Here is a 16436-nt window from a genome sequence, read left to right as displayed (position 1 = left end):
AGGCCCCGGCCCCCGATGGCGCTGTGCCCCGTGCGGGCCCATACGACGTCGAACAGGAGGAATCCCGCGGCGCCCAGTACGGCGGCCGCGGCCAGCGATGCCGTGATTCTGCGTGTGGACCACGGCCGTCGCGGCGGTTTGTGCTGCTCGACACCCGTGTCGGGGCCGGGCTGCTCGACACCCATGTCGGGGCCGGGCGGGAGCGCACCGTTTCCCGCAGGCTGTCCGGCGTCTGCGGAGCGCTTGTCCGGATGCACCGGGCCGGGTGGTTCACGGGCCGAACTCAGGGGGCCGGGGCCCGTCGTGGGCTTGTCCTGTTCGTAGGTCATGGCTTCCTCTGCGGCCCGGGCTTCGCGGGCTCAGCGTGCTCGGAGCCTGGCCGGGTTCTCTTCGGGGACCAACTGCTGGACGGTCAGGGTGACGCGGTCGATGGGCATGCCGGTCAGCCGGGTCACCCGCTCCGCGGCGTGGCGTTGAATCTCCGTCGAGGCGCGGGCGATGTCGATGGGGTAGGGCAGGTCGAGTGAAAGCCCCAGGCGGACCGAGCCGTGGTGCACGGTGGCCGTGGAGCGGGGAGCGGTGAGGCCGCGGTGTACGGGTGTACTCCCCGCCTGGCGGGTCAGTTCCTCGTGTGCGGCTCGCGCTCCGATACGGGCCACCACTCTGCTGGGGATCACCGTTGCCCCCCGCTCGGCCGGAGGCAGGGCCCGAGTGGCCTCGGCCCCCGGGCTTCCGATCGGCCCGGCCTGCGCGGGCCGTCCGGTCCGTCCGGTCGGAAGCGAAAGAGGGGACGATGGGGTGCTCATCGCACTCGGCTCCGGGTGGGGCCGAAGTCATTCCGGGGCCGCGGGTAGGAGCTGCGGGGCCCCGCAGCGGCGGTTCGGGGCTCTCTTTCGTCCCGGCGGTGCACGAACTCCCCCAGGACGAGGTCGCCCTGCAGGAAGCTGCCGATGATCAGGCCCAGTGCGCCCAGTCCTGCGACGACCAGGAATGCGCCGAAGCCACCGAAGTAGCCGGCGAAGCCGAGGGCCATGCCTGCGAGCAGGCCTACTGTTGCTGTGCTCATGTTGTGCTCGCTCCTCTCCGGGTCGGCGTGCCGCACCGCGCCCGGGGGCGGAGCACGACGATGCCGGGGCTACGTCACCCGGTTCCGTGTCTCTTCCTGTTCGTCCTCCTCGTCGGGCAGATGGACGTCATCGACGGCGATGTTCACCTCGACGACTTCCAGGCCGGTCATGCGTTCCACGGCCGAGATGACGTTGCTGCGGGCGTCGCCGGCGACGTCGATGATGGGCATGCCGTACTCGATGACGACATCGAGGTCCACGGCGGCCTGACGCTCGCCCACCTCGACCTTCACTCCGCGAGCCACGTCGGGACGCCCGCCGGGCACCCGGTCACGGACGGCTCCGAACGTGCGGGCCATTCCGGCACCGAGGCTGTGGATGCCCGGTACCTCCCGGGCCGCGATGGCGGCGATCTTCTCCACCACGCTGTCCGCGATGGTGGTCCTGCCTCTGCTCTCGGCCGCCGTGCCGGTGCCCCGGCGGTCCTGGGACGTCTTTCCGGCTCTCAGCGACTGGTCCTCGCCAGTCGTGGGGCGGACGGTGGTGTCCGTCATGGGGATCTCCTCGTGATCCGCGCGGACACCGGTGTGGTGCCCGTCAAAGAATTGGACACACCGCAGCCGCATTCCTCACACGCCGGACCGGCACAGACCGGAGAGATGCGCAGGCGGAGCCGCCGGCCCGGACGCAGGCACGGCGCTGAGCCCCCTACGCCCACTGCGTCCGGCCTCGGGACTGGTAGGCGCGCATGTTGAGGTGTCGCGTATTAGTCAGCCGAGGCGTGTGCATGGCCCGATGAGATGACCGACAGTGATCCGGGAGTCTCGTTCTCTGCTGTTGGACCTCGTCTTGTGACTGCGAGCTTCCGCTTACTCCAGATAGAGAGCTGCCAAGCGGGGCAGTCGGCGGGTCATTTCGTCGTGGTCATCGAAATCGAAGTTCCAGGTGGGGTCCAGCTCCCGGTAGCGGATGGTGGGTGGGCTCGCTGGGAGCTGATCACCGGTCGCCGAGATGTGTGCGTTCCAGGCGATGCCCAGCATGTCCTCACCCTCCAGGTCGACGCCGTCGGCTGCGGAGGCTTGGACGATGGGCAGTTCTGCCAGGGCATCGGGATCAGCGACTACGCGCTCGAATACTTCACAGCCCTGAGCGATCAGCCAGCCGCGGAAGTAGTCGAAGCCGTCGTCAGAGCACCCACCGTTGGCAAGGTAAGCAGCGGCCCAGAGAGGATTGCTGTAGGAGTCAACCATCAGGTCCCACAGAACCTGCTCAGCTGCGACGATCTCCTCGACCGGCCGGGAGGCCAGCAGCGAGGTCGCCTCGCGAGCGACCGCTTCGCCGTCGTTCGGGTTGGACGCCTGATTGCGGGCTGCCTCGATGAGCTGCCAGAACTGCTGCTTGTTCATGGAGGCAGAGCCTGCCACCTGGTACTGACATCGGGCCGGTCGCGGGAGCTTGGCTCACCAGAGCAGCCACGTCGCTCCTGTCAGCGTGTGTGGTCGCCAGGTGCATATCGACTCCAGGATCCTCCGGCTTCGGTGACCAGGCGGGTGGCGGTCTTGTCGTGGTAGCCGAGTGCCTTCGCGATGATGGGTGCCGGGGCTTGGAGGACGAGCTGGCGGATCGCGGAGGTCCTGCCTCGTTGCGGCGGGACGCCGATCTTTCGCGTTCCACGCGTCGCTGCACCCGACCGTCGTCGTACGTCTGTCACGCTGATCGCGGAATCACCCTGTTCGCCAGACGCTGGCCCGATTCACTGGATGCCGGCTCGTCTGCGATCGATGTGCCGGCGCGGTCGCCGGTGCCCGGCAGGTCCTTGGCGAGCCGGCCTGCGAGTGCGCTCACCGGGCATCGACCGGGTGAGGACGCCGAGTGTGAGCAGAGCGAGCGCCGGCAGCACGGCGACGATGATTCCCATCGGCAAGGCGTCGGTGGCGCCACCCGCGCCGGCCAGCGGAGCAAGTGCCCCGCCGAACATGAACTGGCTGAAGCCGAGCAGAGCGGCGGCCGACCCGGCGTGTCCGCCGTGGTCGGCCAGGTCCTGGGCCGCGGCGTTCGGCATGACCAGGCCCACGCTGGAGACCAGGACGAACAGGCCGATCAGGAGCACGGGCAGGGGTGCCCGTGTCAGCACCGCGCCCAGGACCGTGGTGCCACCGGCTGTCGCGCCCAGCAGACCGGCGAGCAGCAGCACGCGGGCGCCGGCCCGGGCCACCAGCCGGCCGCTGATCTGGGCGGCCGCAATGAGTCCGGCGGCGTTGACGGCGAACACGGCGCTGTACTGCTGCGGTGACAGGCCGTGGATTTCCTGCAGGACGAACGGCGAGCCGGAGATGTAGGCGAACATCGCCGCGAAGACCAGGCCGTTGGCCAGGACGTACCCGGTGAAGACCCGGTCGCTGAGCAGCTGCCCGACGACAGCCAGCAGCGGCTGGCGTGACGCGGAGGGCCGGGTCTCCGGCAGTCCTGCGGCGGAGGCCGCCAGCATCACGGCGCCGAGTACGGCCAGGGCCACGAAGATTCCAGGCCAGGCCGTGACGCGCAGTAGCTGGCCGCCGAGGACCGGCGCGAACACCGGCGCCAGGCCGGTGATCAAGGTCAGTGCGGAGAAGAGACGTGCGGTGCGGGTTCCGGAGGTGCGGTCGCGGACCATGGCGTTGGCGATGACGATGCCGAACGCCCCGCCAATGCCCTGGACCAGGCGTAGGCCGACGAAGGTCCGGACGTCGGGCGCCACCGCGCAGAGCGCGCTGGCGATCGTGTAGAGGGCGAGGCCCGCCAGCAACGGACGCCGCCGGCCGTAGGTGTCGCTCAGCGGCCCGGCGATCAGCTGCCCGATGGCCAGCCCGGCCAGACAGGCGGTGATGGTGAGCTGGGTGGCCGCGGCGCTGGCGCGCAGGTCGCCGGCGAGGTCCGGCAGTCCGGGCAGGTAGCCGTCGATGGACAGTGGTCCCAGGGCCACGAGCGCTGCGAGCAGGACGATGAATCGGGTTTGCCGGCCGGCGGCGTCGTTGCTCATGGCTCAGTACGCCACGGTGATGCGGCGGCGGATCGCGGTGCCGCTCTCGATCGTGTCGGCCAAGGCGATCGCGTAGTCGGCGTACGAGATGCGGCTGTTGCCGTCGTCGTCGGTGAGCAGGGTGTCCCCGGCGCTGCGGTAGGCCCCGGTCCGCTCGCCCGCTCCGATGACCGCGGCGGGCGACACGTACGTCCAGTCGAGGTCGTGCACGCCGCGGTAGAGGTCGAGCGCTTCGGACTGGGCCTGGGCGTTGGCCTTCCACAGCGCGGGGAAGTCCGGGTCGTCCATGACCCGGGCGCCGGTCGGCGTGCGCAGGCTACCGGCACCGCCGATGGTGACCAGGCGGGTGACGCCGGCTCGGCGAAGTCCGTCGATCAGCGCACGGGCGGCACCGACGATCGTGGCGCGGTCGTTCTCCTGGCCGATCCGGGGGCCGACGGCCGACAGTACGGCGTCGTGGGAGGCGGCGAGGCCGGCGACCGCGGCGGCGTCTGTGACGTCACCGGTGGTCACGGTCAGGGCCTTGTGGTCGAGGCCGTCGACGTGGCCGGCTCGGGTGACCGCGGTGACGGTGTGGCCGCGCCGCAGTAGTTCCTCGGTGGTGGGCCGACCGATGTTGCCGCTGGCACCGAACAGGACGATCTTCATGTGTTGCTCCTTGTTTCTGATGGTCAGAGGACGGGCTGGCCGTCGGCGATGATGGCCGCAGTGATGCCCCGCTCGTCGGCGGCGTGCTGGAAGCGCTGCTCTATGTCGGGTTGTTCGGTGTAGAACGGCGGGTTGTGGAACAGGCCGTAGTGCATGGCGCAGACGGTGCCGGCGCCGAGTGCGACGGCGGCCTCGACGCCCTGCTCGGGGGTCATGGTCGCCGGGACGTTGGCCGCGTAGCCCTCGAAGTGGGCGATGACGCCGTTGACCGGGACGAACGCGACGTCGAACGGGCCGTGGTCGCGGGCGATCTGCCACCAGCTGCCGTGCCACTGGGTGTCGCCGCAGTGGATGACCCGCCGGCCGGCGCCTTCGACGACCCAGGCGACCTGGTCACAGTCGTTGCCGCGCCAGTCCAGCGAGGTCACCGGGGTGACGGTCAGCTTTCCGATGCGGCGTGACTGGCCCAGGTCCTGGGCAACGGGGGTGATGCCCACCTCGTGCAGCGCCGCCGCGCTCGGGGTGTGGCAGCCGATCGTGCCGGTGGCCGCGATCCGGGCGATCAGGTCGTGGTCGTAGTGGTCGGGGTGCAGGTGGGTGATGAGGGCGTGGGTGCCGGGCGGGGTATCGACCGGGTCGACCGGCCGGTGCGGCGGCCCCATCACCGGCGCCAGCGGAGCGACGTTCTCGAGCGGGTCGATCAGCAGGCGGGTGTCGCCGAGACGGATCTCGACGCCGGCCCAGGCCAGCCGACGCACGGAAAGGGTGGGGGTCATGGGCAGCGACGCTAGACCGACGTTGTTGAGAAAGTCAACAAGCGAGTTTTGAATCTCAACACCACGATGTAGGGTGGTGGCATGCGCACCTACGGGCAGTACTGCGGCATCGCGAAAGCACTGGACACCATCGGCGACCGATGGACCCTGCTGATCATCCGCGAACTGCTCGCCCTGGGTCCTTGCCGGCACACCGACCTGCGCAACGGGCTGCCCGGGATCGCCAGCAACCTGCTGGTCGACCGGCTCCGCGAACTCGAGGAAGCCGGCCTGATCCACCGCGAGGCCGCCCCGCCGCCGGTGGCCACCACCCTGTTCTCCCTCACCGAGCGTGGCCGCGCGCTGGAGCCGGTGCTGCAGGAACTGAGCCGATGGGGAATTCCGCTGTTGCGTGAGCCGGGCGGCAGCGACACCTTCCGCACCCACTGGCTGGACATGCCCGCCCGGGCACTGACCGACCACCGCCCCGACCAGCCGGCAATCGCCCTGCAACTGCACGCCGACGGCAACGAAGACCTGGTCATCGAAGTCAAGGACGGCTCGGTGCACACCCACGCCGGCCGGGTCGACCACCCCACCGCGTCACTGACCGGACCGCCGCACCTGCTGGCCGCGACCCTGCTCGGCGACCTCGATCTGAGCGCCGCAGTACAGCAAGGCCTGCGGCTCAGCGGCGAACGCGAGTCAGTACTGCGCATCCTGCCCCGCTGATCCGGGTGTGAGACTGATATACTGGTGGGCTCGCGTATTCAACTGTCGCGGGTTCCCCGAGGAACCCAGCCCGCCGGTGACCGGGTGTGATCGCCAGCGGGGTATCGGGGACTGGATCTTCCCAAGGGCAAGGCTGGCTCCACCTGCCTCAAGTACTGTGGTTTCGCGTGATCGAATCCGAGATTGAGATGAGCGAGGATCTGGTCCGCGACCTGCTGCGGGAACAGCATCCGGACCTGGCCGAACTGCCCATCCGTGAGGTGGAGGGCGGCTGGGGCAACCAGATGTGGCGCCTCGGGGACAAGTTGGCCGTCCGGATGCAGCGGATGGACAAGCTCCCCGATCTGCAGCTCAAGGAGCGCCGCTGGCTGCCGGTGCTGGCCTCGCGGCTGCCGCTTCCGATCCCAACTCCGGTACGGAGCGGGGCACCGTCCGAGCGTTTCCCCAAGATCTGGACCGTCGTGACATGGGTTGACGGCACCCCGCTGGACCATGGCTCGATCACCCGCGGGGACCACGCGGCCGACATGCTGGCGGCCTTCCTCAAGGCGCTGCATGTGGAGGCGCCCGCCGACGCGCCGGACGCCTCGGACCGCGGCGGCCATCCCAAGGAGTGCACGGACGGCTTCGAGCACTTCCTGCGGGCCGTGGCCCTCGGGCACTTCGCCGAGGACGACATCCGGGCCGTGTGGGACGACGCGGTTGCGGCTCCCGAGTGGGAGGGCCCGCGGGTGTGGGTGCATGGTGACCTGCATCCCGCAAACGTCGTCGTCGCGGACGGCACACTGGCGGGCGTCGTCGACTTCGGCGACGTCTTCGCCGGCGACCCGGCATGGGACCTCGCCGCCGCCTGGGTGTTGCTCCCCACGGAGGGCGCCTCACGGTTCTTCAACAGCTACGCACAGGCGGATGAGGCAACGATCCGACGGGCGCACGGGCTGGCCGCGATGAAGAGCCTGTTCCTGATACTGATGGGGCAGAACGGGGACCGCGGCCTACCCGGCGGCAAGCCGCACTGGGGGCCCGCAGGCCGGTCGGCACTTAATCGTGTTTTGAAGGGCCTTTGACTGGGGGCGATACTGGTGGCTCGCGTTTTCAACTGTCGCGGGTTCCCCGAGGCACCCAGCCCACCGGTGACCGCGTGTGATCGCCCGCGGCGTATCGGCTCCAGCTCCCGCCGCCTTCTCTGAGGAGGCGGCTGGTGGTTTTGTCGTGATAGCCGAGGGCGTCCGCGACGACGGGGGCGGGAAGTTCGAGGAGTTGTTGCCGGATGGCGGCGCCGCGGGCGGCTGCGACCGGGATGCCGATCTCGCCCAGGAGTGAGGACATGTGGTCGGGACGGGCCGGCCGTCCGGCCCGGCGGCCGGGGAAGAGCCAGCGGGACGCCTGATTGGTGGCGGTGTTCATGTTGTCGCGGTCCGCGATGTATGCCAGTAGCAGGGCTGCCGCTGGTGCGGGGACGGGGGAAGCGGGCTCCCCGAGCCGCAGAAGCGTTGTCTCTCCGTCGTGGAGCACGTCGTCGACCGTCAGCTGGACGATCCGGGTCAGGGGTTGCGCGTAGAGAAGGACGATGACGCCGGCGACACGGAGGCGCATCGGGGTGTCTGCGTCGGTCAGCAACCGGCCGAGTGCGGCCAGGCGCTCGGCCTCGCTCAGCGCGGGTCGTCGGGAGACCTTCATGGTGGGGATGGACAGGGAGCGTGAACAACGGCTGCTCTGCCTGGCCCAGTTGAGGAAGGGCCTCAGGCAGGTGCGGCCGTGTTCGGTGTTCTGGGCGAACCAGGCGTCGATGTCGAGCTGTCCGCAGGACGAGAGGGTGCTGTCCCGGGTACTGAGCCACCGCAGGAAGGTGGTCGCGTGCTTGATCTGCTCGGCTGCGAAGCGGCGGACGCTCGGCGTGATGTGACTCCGATCGGCCCGTTGCCGTAGGTGGGGAAGGACGTGCCAGGTCGCGAAGAGCTTGATCGTCTTGACGTGTTCGGGATCGGCGATGTCTGCCAGGTGGCCGGGCAGCCATCGCTGGAAGGAGCAGATGTACTTGTCGACGGCGGGCAGGACCCCGCTGGCCATCAGGAGTTCTTCCAGGTGAGCTGCTGCCCGCCAGGGCTGGAGCTCGTGGAAGGCGTCGTGGGTCAGAGGGATCTCGCCGAGCCCGAGCCGCCGCAGTAGCTGCGAGGCGTTTCCCGGCTGGCTGCGGCGCATCTCCAGCCAAGCCAGGCCGCTTCTGGGCTTGTCCATCGCCATCAGCAGGGTGAGCAGGGGCGTCAGCGCGGGGCGAACGCGGCCTGTGCCGTCGTCCAGCAGGGCGGTCAGCCGGTCGGTGAGGGTGCAGCGTTCGCAGAGTCGGCCGCCGAGGAGTTTGCCCTCGAAGCCGCAGCGCGAGCAGTCGAAGGTCTGGGAGAAGCCGGCGCAGGTCGTGCAGATCGCGCAGCCGTCGACGGGGTGGAGTCCGGGGAGGGCCCGGTCCTGGCCGCATCCGGGGCAGGTGCCTCGTGTTCGCACCGCGCGGTCCGAGCAGGTCCGGCAGACGTAGCCGTCCGGCCATGTGCCGGCCTTGTGTCGACGCTGGCCGCAGCGGCAGCACTCGGCCATGTACCAGCGTTCGTACTGCTCGTCGGTGGCGTAGGGGCGGCTCATGCGTCGGGCAGGATGCGGGCCGCGCGGGGCCGGAGCTTCGCGACGTTCGAGGGCGGGGTGGGCAGGTCGCCGGTGGCGGTCTTGCGGACGCCGGCGTTCTCGGCGGTGGTGGCCACCAGGTCGGCCGGGGTGCAGGAGAGGATGTCGCAGAGCGCGGACAGGACCTGCAGCGACAGCCGCTCGGGGGTGCCGGAGACCATGCGGTGGACCTGGGAGGCGGACAGGTCGATACCGCGCTCACGCAGCAGCGGCACCAGCTCGGTCGCGGTGAAGATGCGGTGCTGGGCCATCACCTCACGCAGCCGCCAGGCGTACCCGACCTTGCGCTTCATGCCTGCCTGCCCTTCTGGGCCCGGAGGGCGGCGGCGACGGTGGCGTCCAGGTGCCGGCGCAGGGTGCGGGTGCGGAAGTCCGAGGAGACGCAGGTGTAGATGGACGTGGTGCTGGCGTGCTCGTGGCCGACCTGCTCCTGGACGAAGCGGGGGTCCCAGCCGTCCTCGATGAGGTGGGTGACGTAGGACCTTCGGAAGGAGTGGTAGTCCAGTCCGTCGTCCAGGCCCAGGGCCTTGCGGTAGGTGATGAAGCGGGAGTTGATGCGCTGGCAGCCGATCCGCATCCCGCGCTCGGACGGCCAGGCCGCCGGGTTGCCGTCGGTGCCCAGCAGCGGGCGGACCTCGATGAACCACTCGTCCAGGACATCGGGGGTCCAGTCGAACACGGTCAGCACGCCGCGGCGCTTGGGTGGTGAGCCCTTCTTGGCCTTGCCGAACCGGACCTGGCAGCGGCCGAACTCGCCGAACTCGGCGCCGTGCGGGTTGCGGCCGAAGTCGGCGGCGTCGAGCATCCGCGTCTCGTTGCGCCGCAGCCCGTAGGCGTAGGCGGTCTTGAACAGGGTCGCGTCGCGGAACGCCGGCAGCCAGCCCTTGCGTCCGAAGGCCCTGATCCGGGCGACCTCGTCGTCGCAGTGCTCGAAGAAGGCGTGCAGCTCGGCCTTGGTGAACGCGCGCTTCTTCGCGTCGGCCTCGTTGTCCTGGACGTGCACCGCGGTGTTCCACTCCTGCACGACCTGGACCGGGTGGGTGCCGAACCGCTCCTCGCACGTGGCCGCCCAGTCGTAGAGCGGGTCGGTGACGAAGTGGCAGAAGGCCCGGACCGCTTCCGAGTAGGACCGGATCGTGGAACGGCGCAGGTCCCGCAGCGAGCGCAGGTCACCGAGCCACTCGTCGACCATCGCCGGCGTCCAGTGCCACGGGTAGGTGTTCACGTACGTGGCGAACGCCTTGACCGTGTTCTCACGGCCCTCCACCGTCGTCCGGGCCAGATTCCGCGCGAGCTGCTGGTTGGCGAACCCGGTCAACATCGCGGTGAAGACCTGTTCCTCCGGCCGCAGCAGCGCGACTCCGTCCACTAGGTGCAGCCGTGCCGCACCTGGGATCGACCCGTTGAAGCCCACCGGTCCACCACCCTCCGTCACTCGCGTCGTATGCGAGAAAACCGCATCTGATGCGAGTCGACGGACAAACCGCAGTTCAGTCAGCCGGACGAGTGACACCAGCTGGCGTCGTCCTTACGTCCGCCGCTACCGTCGCCGCCAGCAGGCCGGGCCAAATTCGATGGTCAGCACGCTGGTGGGCGCCGTTGGCCACGACGATTCGCGAACCGTCGCGAGTTCGCATCAGATGCAATTGGCGGCGCTTGGAACATCGGTACAGCGGTTGGCGCTGAGATCGATCCGGACGACCCGCTGGACGCGCCATGGCCGGTGGTCGAGCACCTGGCCGCGCAGCCCGGGATCGAGGATCCGTCGGTGGTGAAGCGGTACACCGAGCGGCCGCAGACGGCGTACGAGCACGCGTGGGAGATCCGGAACGCCTACGGGTACCACGAGCACGAGGCCCCGGAGTGGTCTCGGCGGTTCCGAACGTTCCTGCACGGCCGGGCGTGGACGCACGCCATCGGGTGACGCGGGCACATCAGGTGGCCGGGGTGCTCGGAAATCGCAAGCGCCGGTAGGGGAGCCGATGTCAGGCTGCCTGATATTTCCAACCTGACATTTCCAACTGGTATTTCCAACCTGGTATTTCCAACTAAGCCTTGATGGGTGCGGCCGACCTGGCGGCCTGCTCGATCTTCGCGCAGTAGGCTGCACGGGCTTCCTCGTCGATCTGCTTCTCGTGCTCGGCGCGCAACCCGGTCCGGCCGTCGAGGCCCTCGCGCAGGATATCGGCGTGCCCGGCATGCCGGATGGACTCGCCGAGGACATGGACCAGGACGGCGAACAGGTTCGTGTCGGCATGAGGCTGCGGCCACCACGGCACGTGGCCGGGGGCGTCGAGGGGAAGCTCGTTGATCGTCGCGTCCGAGTGTTCCCACATGCGCCGGTAGAACCCGATGATCTGATCGCGGGTCTCGTCCTCGGTCGCCCACAGATCGCTGCCGTTGGAGTCCTGCCACCGGGTCAGCGGTTCCGGGGAAGGGCGGTCGAAGACCTCGCCGAAGTACCTGGCCTCGACGGTGGCCACGTGTTTGACCAGGCCGAAGAGGTTGGTCCCGGTCGCTGTCAAAGGCCGGCGGGCGTCGTATTCGGACAAGCCGTCGAGTTTCCAGAGCAGCGCCTTGCGGTCCCGCCGCAGTCTCCCGTGCAGGGTGTCCTTCGCGAATTCATCGATCATGCGGCATGAGCCTGCCATGGGCTGCTCGTGGTCTCAAGATCCCGTAGATGGGCCCAGTTCTCGCATGGCTACGGCAGACGGACAGGTAGCGGAGAGTGACACCTGGCCGCAGCTGTACGAGAACCGGGCCGATTCCTCACGCGGAGTACCGGCCCGCCTGACCGCGTACCCATGGCTGTTTCGAACTCGGCGTGAGCGCACAGACGCCCCGACGCCGGAGCCGTCGGCCGGGGGGGGCCGGGCTCCGGCGTCAGGGTACGGGCCGGTGGGTCAGTGTTTGAGGAGGGCGATGCGGATCGCCCGCTCCACCTTGACCGCGGTGTTGGCGTGTCCCGCGGCGTTGGGGTGGATCATCGTGGCGCGCTTCCCGATGGGAGCGCAGTCCACCGACGTGCCGGGGAACGTGGCGGGCCAGTAGTCCCCGGCGTCGCCGCAGATTCCTTCGATCCACTTGGTGCCCTCGGGCTGACAGACGTCGTGGCCCTCACCGGAGGAGGAGACGTCGACGTAGCGGTCGCCGAAGAGCGACGAGGCCTGCCGGATCGTTTTGTTCAGCGGCTTGAGGACGTCGTCACGAAGCCAGTCGATGTCGGCGTGGGTGGTCGCGCCGAGTTCGGTGAGGGACCTGCGGTCGCAGTCAGTGGCCCTGGTCGGCATGATGGCCGGGTAGCCGACGGTGAGCACCTTGGCGTTGGGCGCGGCCCGGTGCACCTCGGCCAGCATCTCGATGTACTCGCCCTTGACCCGGGCGAGCCTCTCCCGGACGCTCTCCTCCCCCTCGGGCGGGTCGGTGAAGTACTGGCGGCAGGACTTGCCGATCGTGCCCTGGTCGAGGCACTTGGAGAAGATGTCGCCGAAGGGCAGGCTGTTGCCGCCGATGGCGATGGTGACGACGTCGGTCTCGTCGTCGAGCCCGGCCCGCTTGATCTGCGTGTCCACCGCGGGCCAGCCGCCGGCAGGGGTCTGGACCGGGCTGATCGGCGTCTGCTTGACCTTGGCGATGTTCGCGATGACGGCGCTGCTGCAGCCGACGTTGGTCAGGCGGACGTGCTTGCCCGGCGGGGACTCGGCGAGTTCCCGTTCGACCACGCTGGGGTAGGAGTCGCTGGTCCGGGCACAGCCGTCCTGCGAGGGATCCCCCAGCGGGGGCTGCGGGTCGCCGACGTAGACGCCGGCGGTGTACGAGTCGCCGAGCGCGGCCCACTCGTACTGGTCGGCCGCACCGGCGGAGCCGGAGGGTAAGAGTGTGGCCGCGGCGAGCGCGAGCCCGACAGCCAGGGCTCGCGTGCGCGGTCGGGAGACAGGGTGTCGCATGGATCCTCCAGGATCAGTGGAAGACGCCCGGACGGCCGGAACACGACGCCCGGGGCGGAACGCACCTCAGCCAAGATCGTCCTCGCCTTCGCCCCGCCCTGTCCGGTGAAACGGTCCACGATCACTCGATCGGGCTAATTCGTTGGATCTTTGCGTCGGCTCCCGGCACAGCCCGCTAAGGTCGCGCGCGCGAGACGGGGCGACCAGGGTCGGTGCACGCAGAACTCGTTGCCCTCGGGGCCGTCATGACCGTCCAGGAGCCGCCCTGTCGGGGGCAGCAACAGCCTCTGTCGGTCCGGTCGTTGCCGGCCGGCTGGTCGAAGAGGCCCGCGCCGCCGCAGAGTCCGGTCTCGTCGAGGAGAGAGCGTGGCCGTACGGCGCGGCCAGGGCTACGCCCGGCCCGTCGGCACCGCCCCCGCCATGCACCGCCAGCCCCTCGCCCGCTGCCGGCCGCCCGCCAAGGTGTCCCCGCAATCCCGGCCCAGCGGACACACCCTGGCCGAGCGGGTGATGCAAGCGGTCCGAGCCGAGATCCGCCTCGGCCGCATGCTGCCCCTGGGCGAGACCGAGGAAGACCTGCGGATCGCCGGAACAGCGGCCGCGCGGGTCCTGCGCCGGGCGGCCGACAGCGTCCCCGGCGCCCGCGCGGTCAGCTGCCGGCTGACTCCCGACCGGGACACCGCAGGCATCAAGGTGACCCTCACCCTCGCCGCCGCACTCGACCGCCCGCTGCCCGAACGCGCCCGCCACGTGCGCGCAGCCGTTCTCCACGCCGCGCACCGCACACTCGGCCTGCAGGTCGGCCGGCTCGATCTGAAGATCGTGGACACCCTGGAACCCCGGGAGCGCGCCCGGCACGACGACCTGCTCCGGCACGACGACCTACGCCAGGAGAGAGACACCTCATGAACCGGACCACAGCACTCGGTCTGGACCAGGTCGCCGCCCGCGCCGCACTCGCCGTCCCCGGCGTGATCGGCCTGCAGCCCAGCCTGAAACACCGTCTGGCCACAGCCGCCCAACGCCTCCAGCCCTCCGCCGACCAGCTCGCACAGCCCGCCGAAGCCGGCATCCGCGCCCGGCCGGACCTCCACGGCTCCGGCTGGCACCTGGAAGTGCGCTGCGTCCTCCACGAAAGCCGCCGGGCACTGGACACCGCCCGCGAAGTGCACCGGCACGTCCGCACCGCCGTCACCACCCACCTCGTCCGGCAGCACCTCCCCGGCCCCGTCACCGTCCAGGTCACGATCGTTCAAACCCTCGGCGGGCCACCCCGGTGACGGAACCATGACCCGTTCGCCAGGGTGTCTTCCGGTCCTTCCGCGGCAACCTCGAAGGCGACGGGAATGCCGGTGTCCGTCGTGCAGAGGCCGGCCACGTCGAGAACGAAGGACGGTTCGTGGCCCGAGTGGACGAAACCGGGTAGCCTCCGAGCCGAGACCGACCGGCTCCTCGTGGCCCGCGCATCCGGTCGCAGCGAGGTCGTCCATCCCGCTACCGGCATAGCGGCTCCTTCGAACGCAGTCCGAGAAGCATGAGCGATAACCCCCTGCAGGATCCGCGGTTCTTCCGCGACCCCTACGAGACCTACGCGCGGATGCGCGGTACCGCACCGGTGCAGAAGATCCCCGCCGGTCCGGAGGGGCGCCACAGCTACCTCGTCACCGGCTGCGCCGAGGCACGGGAGGCGTTCGCCGACCCTCGGCTGTCGAAGGACACGGCGCGGTTCTTCGCCGGTCGGCCGAGCCGTCGTCACCTGCATCCCGCTGTGTCCCACAGCATGCTGGCCAGTGACCCTCCCCAGCACACCCGGCTCCGGCGCCTCGTCACCAAGGCGTTCACCCCCGGAGCCGTCGGCCGGCTGCGGCCGTACATCCAGGAGGTGACCGACGAACTCCTCGACCAGTGGGCGCCGGGAGGAGGAGCCGACCTCGTGGCGGAGCTCGCCGTCCCGCTCCCTGTCACCGTCATCTGCCAACTTCTCGGTGTGCCCGATGCGGACCGGGCGGAGGTACGGACCTGGTCGAACGACCTCTTCTCAGCCGGGGAACCCGACCGGGTCGACGCCGCCTCACACGCCATGGCGGACTACATGGCCGGGCTCATCGCCGCCAAGCGCCGTTCTCCGGACGGAAGTGTGCTGCAGGACCTCATCCAGGCACGGGACGGCGAGGACCGGCTCAGCGAGGACGAACTCGTCTCTCTGGCCGTTCTCTTGCTCGTTGCAGGTCACGAGACCACGACGAACTTCATCGGCAACGCCGCCCTGGCTCTCCTTCAATCGTCGGAAGCTCTCACCCGGGTGCGCAACGAGCCGGCTCTACTGGAAGCGGTTCTGGATGAGCTCCTTCGCTTCGACTCCCCCGTCGGAATTGCGACATTCCGCTACACCACCGCATCAATGACCCTCGGAGGGGTCGACATTCCCCCCGGAGTCCCCGTCCTCATCGCCCCCGGTGCGGCCAATCGTGACCCGCACCGCTTCACCAACCCCGACGCACTCGACCTCGACCGCGACGCCGGCGGCCATCTGGCGTTCGGTCACGGCATTCACCGGTGCCTGGGAGCACCTCTGGCGAAGGCGGAAGGCCACATCGCGCTGCGGGCTCTCATCACTCGCTTCCCCGACGTGCGGCTCGCCATCGGCGCAGATGAGCTGGAGTGGCGACGGACACGGTTGATGAGAGGCCTGAAATCTCTGCCCGTCGCTTGGTAGAACGCCCACGACGCCGCGCTTGCCCACCACTCATCGCCGTCTCCGCGTACTCCTTCCCGGACGGCGAGCGGCTCCGGACAGTCCTCGCACGCCTTGCGCCGGTGCCGGATCGGCCCGGCCGAGCGAGCACGTGCCCCTCGGGGGAACGGCCCGGCGTGCCGCAGGAGTCCCGGACAGCTCCGCGCCCGTCCGCCGCGGCGGCCACCATCCGTGCTGTTGGCTGCGGTTCCCGTCCCGCACCTGTCCTATCGTTGCGCGCATGCAGTCATACACGATCGGCCAGGCGGCACGGCTGCTCGGCGTGAGCCCGGACACCGCACGGCGATGGGCGGACGCCGGCCGGATGGCGACCCACCGCGACGAGGGCGGGAAACGGCTCATCGACGGGAAGGACCTGGCCGCCTTCTCCGTGGAGCTCGCCAGGAGCGGGAGCGCCGAGGAGGACGCCTCCCACACCTCGGTCCGCAATGCCTTCCCCGGGATCGTCACCGCGATCAAGCTCGGCGACGTCGCCGCCCAGGTGGAGATTCAGGCCGGTCCGCACCGGCTGGTGTCGCTGCTCACGCGGGAGGCCGTGGAGGAACTGGGGCTGGAGGTGGGGGTGGAGGCCACCGCCCGGGTGAAGTCGACGAACGTGCACATCGACCGCGTCTGAGCGGCCCCCGCCCAGGGCGTGGTGACCGTCCGCCCCGAAAAACGGCGATCAGGAAGCGCAAGCGGTCCTTGCGGCGCCCCGCTCCCCGTGGAAACGCACATGCCAGCCGTGTCGATCAGTGTTCCGGCTCATGCGAAGCCACAGAAGACTTTCACCTTGCATCTGCGGCAGTATCATCGGCGCATGCACACCTACCGGAACGGAGACGCCGCCATGCCCGG

The 16436-nt window shown here is 69.7% G+C and carries 18 protein-coding genes and 3 pseudogenes; 7 read left to right on the top strand and 14 right to left on the bottom strand.

Annotated features, from left to right (window positions below; all coding sequences use genetic code 11):
- The 8 genes and pseudogenes from ABT112_RS25145 to ABT112_RS25110 form a co-directional block, all read right to left on the bottom strand.
- A pseudogene (locus ABT112_RS25145) lies at window positions 1-329 on the bottom strand (hypothetical protein); the annotation flags it as partial.
- A gap of 30 nt (window positions 330-359) precedes the next feature.
- Window positions 360-677 carry an Asp23/Gls24 family envelope stress response protein gene (locus ABT112_RS25140; protein WP_351513182.1) on the bottom strand — a complete coding sequence of 106 codons (318 nt, stop codon included), beginning with the start codon at window positions 675-677 and terminating at the stop codon, window positions 360-362.
- 125 nt (window positions 678-802) lie between these two features.
- Window positions 803-1066, bottom strand: a complete 264-nt coding sequence (locus ABT112_RS25135; protein ID WP_351513190.1) for a hypothetical protein — start codon at window positions 1064-1066, stop codon at window positions 803-805.
- 69 nt (window positions 1067-1135) lie between these two features.
- Complete coding sequence (locus ABT112_RS25130) at window positions 1136-1621, bottom strand: Asp23/Gls24 family envelope stress response protein (RefSeq protein WP_351513180.1); 486 nt, start codon at window positions 1619-1621, stop codon at window positions 1136-1138.
- 315 nt (window positions 1622-1936) lie between these two features.
- Window positions 1937-2473, bottom strand: coding sequence for a DUF4240 domain-containing protein (locus ABT112_RS25125; protein ID WP_351157020.1), 537 nt, complete (start codon window positions 2471-2473; stop codon window positions 1937-1939).
- Window positions 2474-2820: 347 nt separating this feature from the next.
- Window positions 2821-4086 carry a multidrug effflux MFS transporter gene (locus ABT112_RS25120; RefSeq protein WP_351513178.1) on the bottom strand — a complete coding sequence of 422 codons (1266 nt, stop codon included), beginning with the start codon at window positions 4084-4086 and terminating at the stop codon, window positions 2821-2823.
- A 3-nt stretch (window positions 4087-4089) separates the two neighbouring features.
- The gene (locus tag ABT112_RS25115; RefSeq protein WP_351513176.1) at window positions 4090-4734 is read right to left on the bottom strand and encodes an NAD(P)-dependent oxidoreductase; all 645 of its coding nucleotides are present in this window, start codon (window positions 4732-4734) and stop codon (window positions 4090-4092) included.
- A gap of 23 nt (window positions 4735-4757) precedes the next feature.
- A complete protein-coding gene (locus ABT112_RS25110) occupies window positions 4758-5510 on the bottom strand; it encodes an MBL fold metallo-hydrolase (protein ID WP_351513174.1) in 753 nt (250 codons plus the stop codon).
- Window positions 5511-5591: 81 nt separating this feature from the next.
- Here ABT112_RS25110 and ABT112_RS25105 point away from each other — a divergent pair, with 81 nt between their 5' ends.
- Complete coding sequence (locus ABT112_RS25105) at window positions 5592-6221, top strand: winged helix-turn-helix transcriptional regulator (protein WP_351513172.1); 630 nt, start codon at window positions 5592-5594, stop codon at window positions 6219-6221.
- A gap of 167 nt (window positions 6222-6388) precedes the next feature.
- Window positions 6389-7288, top strand: a complete 900-nt coding sequence (locus ABT112_RS25100) for an aminoglycoside phosphotransferase family protein (RefSeq protein WP_351513170.1) — start codon at window positions 6389-6391, stop codon at window positions 7286-7288.
- Between the two features lie 28 nt (window positions 7289-7316).
- Here ABT112_RS25100 and ABT112_RS25095 read toward each other — a convergent pair whose 3' ends face one another.
- From ABT112_RS25095 to ABT112_RS25085, 3 genes are read right to left on the bottom strand one after another with little or no spacing between them, the layout of a single operon-like run.
- Entirely contained in the window at window positions 7317-8858 is a 1542-nt protein-coding gene (locus ABT112_RS25095) for a site-specific integrase (RefSeq protein ID WP_351513168.1), read from the bottom strand.
- On the bottom strand, window positions 8855-9190 hold the full coding sequence (locus ABT112_RS25090; RefSeq protein ID WP_058085259.1) for a helix-turn-helix domain-containing protein: 336 nt from the start codon (window positions 9188-9190) through the stop codon (window positions 8855-8857). The genes ABT112_RS25095 and ABT112_RS25090 overlap by 4 nt, the downstream gene beginning before the upstream one ends.
- A complete protein-coding gene (locus ABT112_RS25085; RefSeq protein WP_351513166.1) occupies window positions 9187-10311 on the bottom strand; it encodes a tyrosine-type recombinase/integrase in 1125 nt (374 codons plus the stop codon). The genes ABT112_RS25090 and ABT112_RS25085 overlap by 4 nt, the downstream gene beginning before the upstream one ends.
- Before the next feature lie 282 nt (window positions 10312-10593).
- On the opposite strand from ABT112_RS25085, the pseudogene ABT112_RS25080 reads away from it, so the two are divergent.
- Window positions 10594-10818, top strand: a pseudogene (locus ABT112_RS25080) (DUF4158 domain-containing protein); the annotation flags it as partial.
- Window positions 10819-10945: 127 nt separating this feature from the next.
- Here the strand turns inward: ABT112_RS25080 and ABT112_RS25075 are convergent.
- Both ABT112_RS25075 and ABT112_RS25070 read right to left on the bottom strand, forming a co-directional pair.
- Entirely contained in the window at window positions 10946-11530 is a 585-nt protein-coding gene (locus ABT112_RS25075) for a DinB family protein (protein ID WP_351513164.1), read from the bottom strand.
- 270 nt (window positions 11531-11800) lie between these two features.
- Complete coding sequence (locus ABT112_RS25070) at window positions 11801-12844, bottom strand: SGNH/GDSL hydrolase family protein (RefSeq protein ID WP_351513162.1); 1044 nt, start codon at window positions 12842-12844, stop codon at window positions 11801-11803.
- 366 nt (window positions 12845-13210) lie between these two features.
- On the opposite strand from ABT112_RS25070, the gene ABT112_RS25065 reads away from it, so the two are divergent.
- Window positions 13211-13753 carry a hypothetical protein gene (locus ABT112_RS25065; RefSeq protein ID WP_351513160.1) on the top strand — a complete coding sequence of 181 codons (543 nt, stop codon included), beginning with the start codon at window positions 13211-13213 and terminating at the stop codon, window positions 13751-13753.
- Window positions 13750-14124: a hypothetical protein gene (locus ABT112_RS25060; RefSeq protein ID WP_351513158.1), complete on the top strand. Its 375-nt coding sequence runs from the start codon at window positions 13750-13752 to the stop codon at window positions 14122-14124. Before ABT112_RS25065 ends, ABT112_RS25060 begins: the two co-directional genes overlap by 4 nt.
- A 26-nt stretch (window positions 14125-14150) precedes the next feature.
- Here ABT112_RS25060 and ABT112_RS25055 read toward each other — a convergent pair.
- Window positions 14151-14264 (bottom strand): annotated as a pseudogene (locus tag ABT112_RS25055) (type I-E CRISPR-associated endonuclease Cas1e); the annotation flags it as partial.
- Window positions 14265-14378: 114 nt separating this feature from the next.
- Between ABT112_RS25055 and ABT112_RS25050 the strand changes: the two are divergent.
- A complete protein-coding gene (locus ABT112_RS25050) occupies window positions 14379-15560 on the top strand; it encodes a cytochrome P450 family protein (protein WP_351513156.1) in 1182 nt (393 codons plus the stop codon).
- A 259-nt stretch (window positions 15561-15819) separates the two neighbouring features.
- Window positions 15820-16215 carry a TOBE domain-containing protein gene (locus ABT112_RS25045; RefSeq protein ID WP_351513154.1) on the top strand — a complete coding sequence of 132 codons (396 nt, stop codon included), beginning with the start codon at window positions 15820-15822 and terminating at the stop codon, window positions 16213-16215.
- The last annotated feature ends 221 nt before the right edge of the window (window positions 16216-16436 follow it).

It is taken from the genome of Streptomyces sp. NPDC002055 (assembly GCF_040296705.1).
GTDB lineage: Bacteria > Actinomycetota > Actinomycetes > Streptomycetales > Streptomycetaceae > Streptomyces.
This window is presented reverse-complemented; position numbering and strand designations above follow the sequence as displayed.

Coding starts and splice junctions, on each gene's coding strand:
- ABT112_RS25070 (WP_351513162.1), bottom strand. CDS start 12,844: ATGCGACACCCTGTCTCCCGACCGCGCACGCGAGCCCTGGCTGTCGGG.
- ABT112_RS25110 (WP_351513174.1), bottom strand. CDS start 5,510: ATGACCCCCACCCTTTCCGTGCGTCGGCTGGCCTGGGCCGGCGTCGAG.
- ABT112_RS25115 (WP_351513176.1), bottom strand. CDS start 4,734: ATGAAGATCGTCCTGTTCGGTGCCAGCGGCAACATCGGTCGGCCCACC.
- ABT112_RS25075 (WP_351513164.1), bottom strand. CDS start 11,530: ATGATCGATGAATTCGCGAAGGACACCCTGCACGGGAGACTGCGGCGG.
- ABT112_RS25135 (WP_351513190.1), bottom strand. CDS start 1,066: ATGAGCACAGCAACAGTAGGCCTGCTCGCAGGCATGGCCCTCGGCTTC.
- ABT112_RS25090 (WP_058085259.1), bottom strand. CDS start 9,190: ATGAAGCGCAAGGTCGGGTACGCCTGGCGGCTGCGTGAGGTGATGGCC.
- ABT112_RS25120 (WP_351513178.1), bottom strand. CDS start 4,086: ATGAGCAACGACGCCGCCGGCCGGCAAACCCGATTCATCGTCCTGCTC.
- ABT112_RS25060 (WP_351513158.1), top strand. CDS start 13,750: ATGAACCGGACCACAGCACTCGGTCTGGACCAGGTCGCCGCCCGCGCC.
- ABT112_RS25105 (WP_351513172.1), top strand. CDS start 5,592: ATGCGCACCTACGGGCAGTACTGCGGCATCGCGAAAGCACTGGACACC.
- ABT112_RS25050 (WP_351513156.1), top strand. CDS start 14,379: ATGAGCGATAACCCCCTGCAGGATCCGCGGTTCTTCCGCGACCCCTAC.
- ABT112_RS25095 (WP_351513168.1), bottom strand. CDS start 8,858: ATGAGCCGCCCCTACGCCACCGACGAGCAGTACGAACGCTGGTACATG.
- ABT112_RS25125 (WP_351157020.1), bottom strand. CDS start 2,473: ATGAACAAGCAGCAGTTCTGGCAGCTCATCGAGGCAGCCCGCAATCAG.
- ABT112_RS25130 (WP_351513180.1), bottom strand. CDS start 1,621: ATGACGGACACCACCGTCCGCCCCACGACTGGCGAGGACCAGTCGCTG.
- ABT112_RS25045 (WP_351513154.1), top strand. CDS start 15,820: ATGCAGTCATACACGATCGGCCAGGCGGCACGGCTGCTCGGCGTGAGC.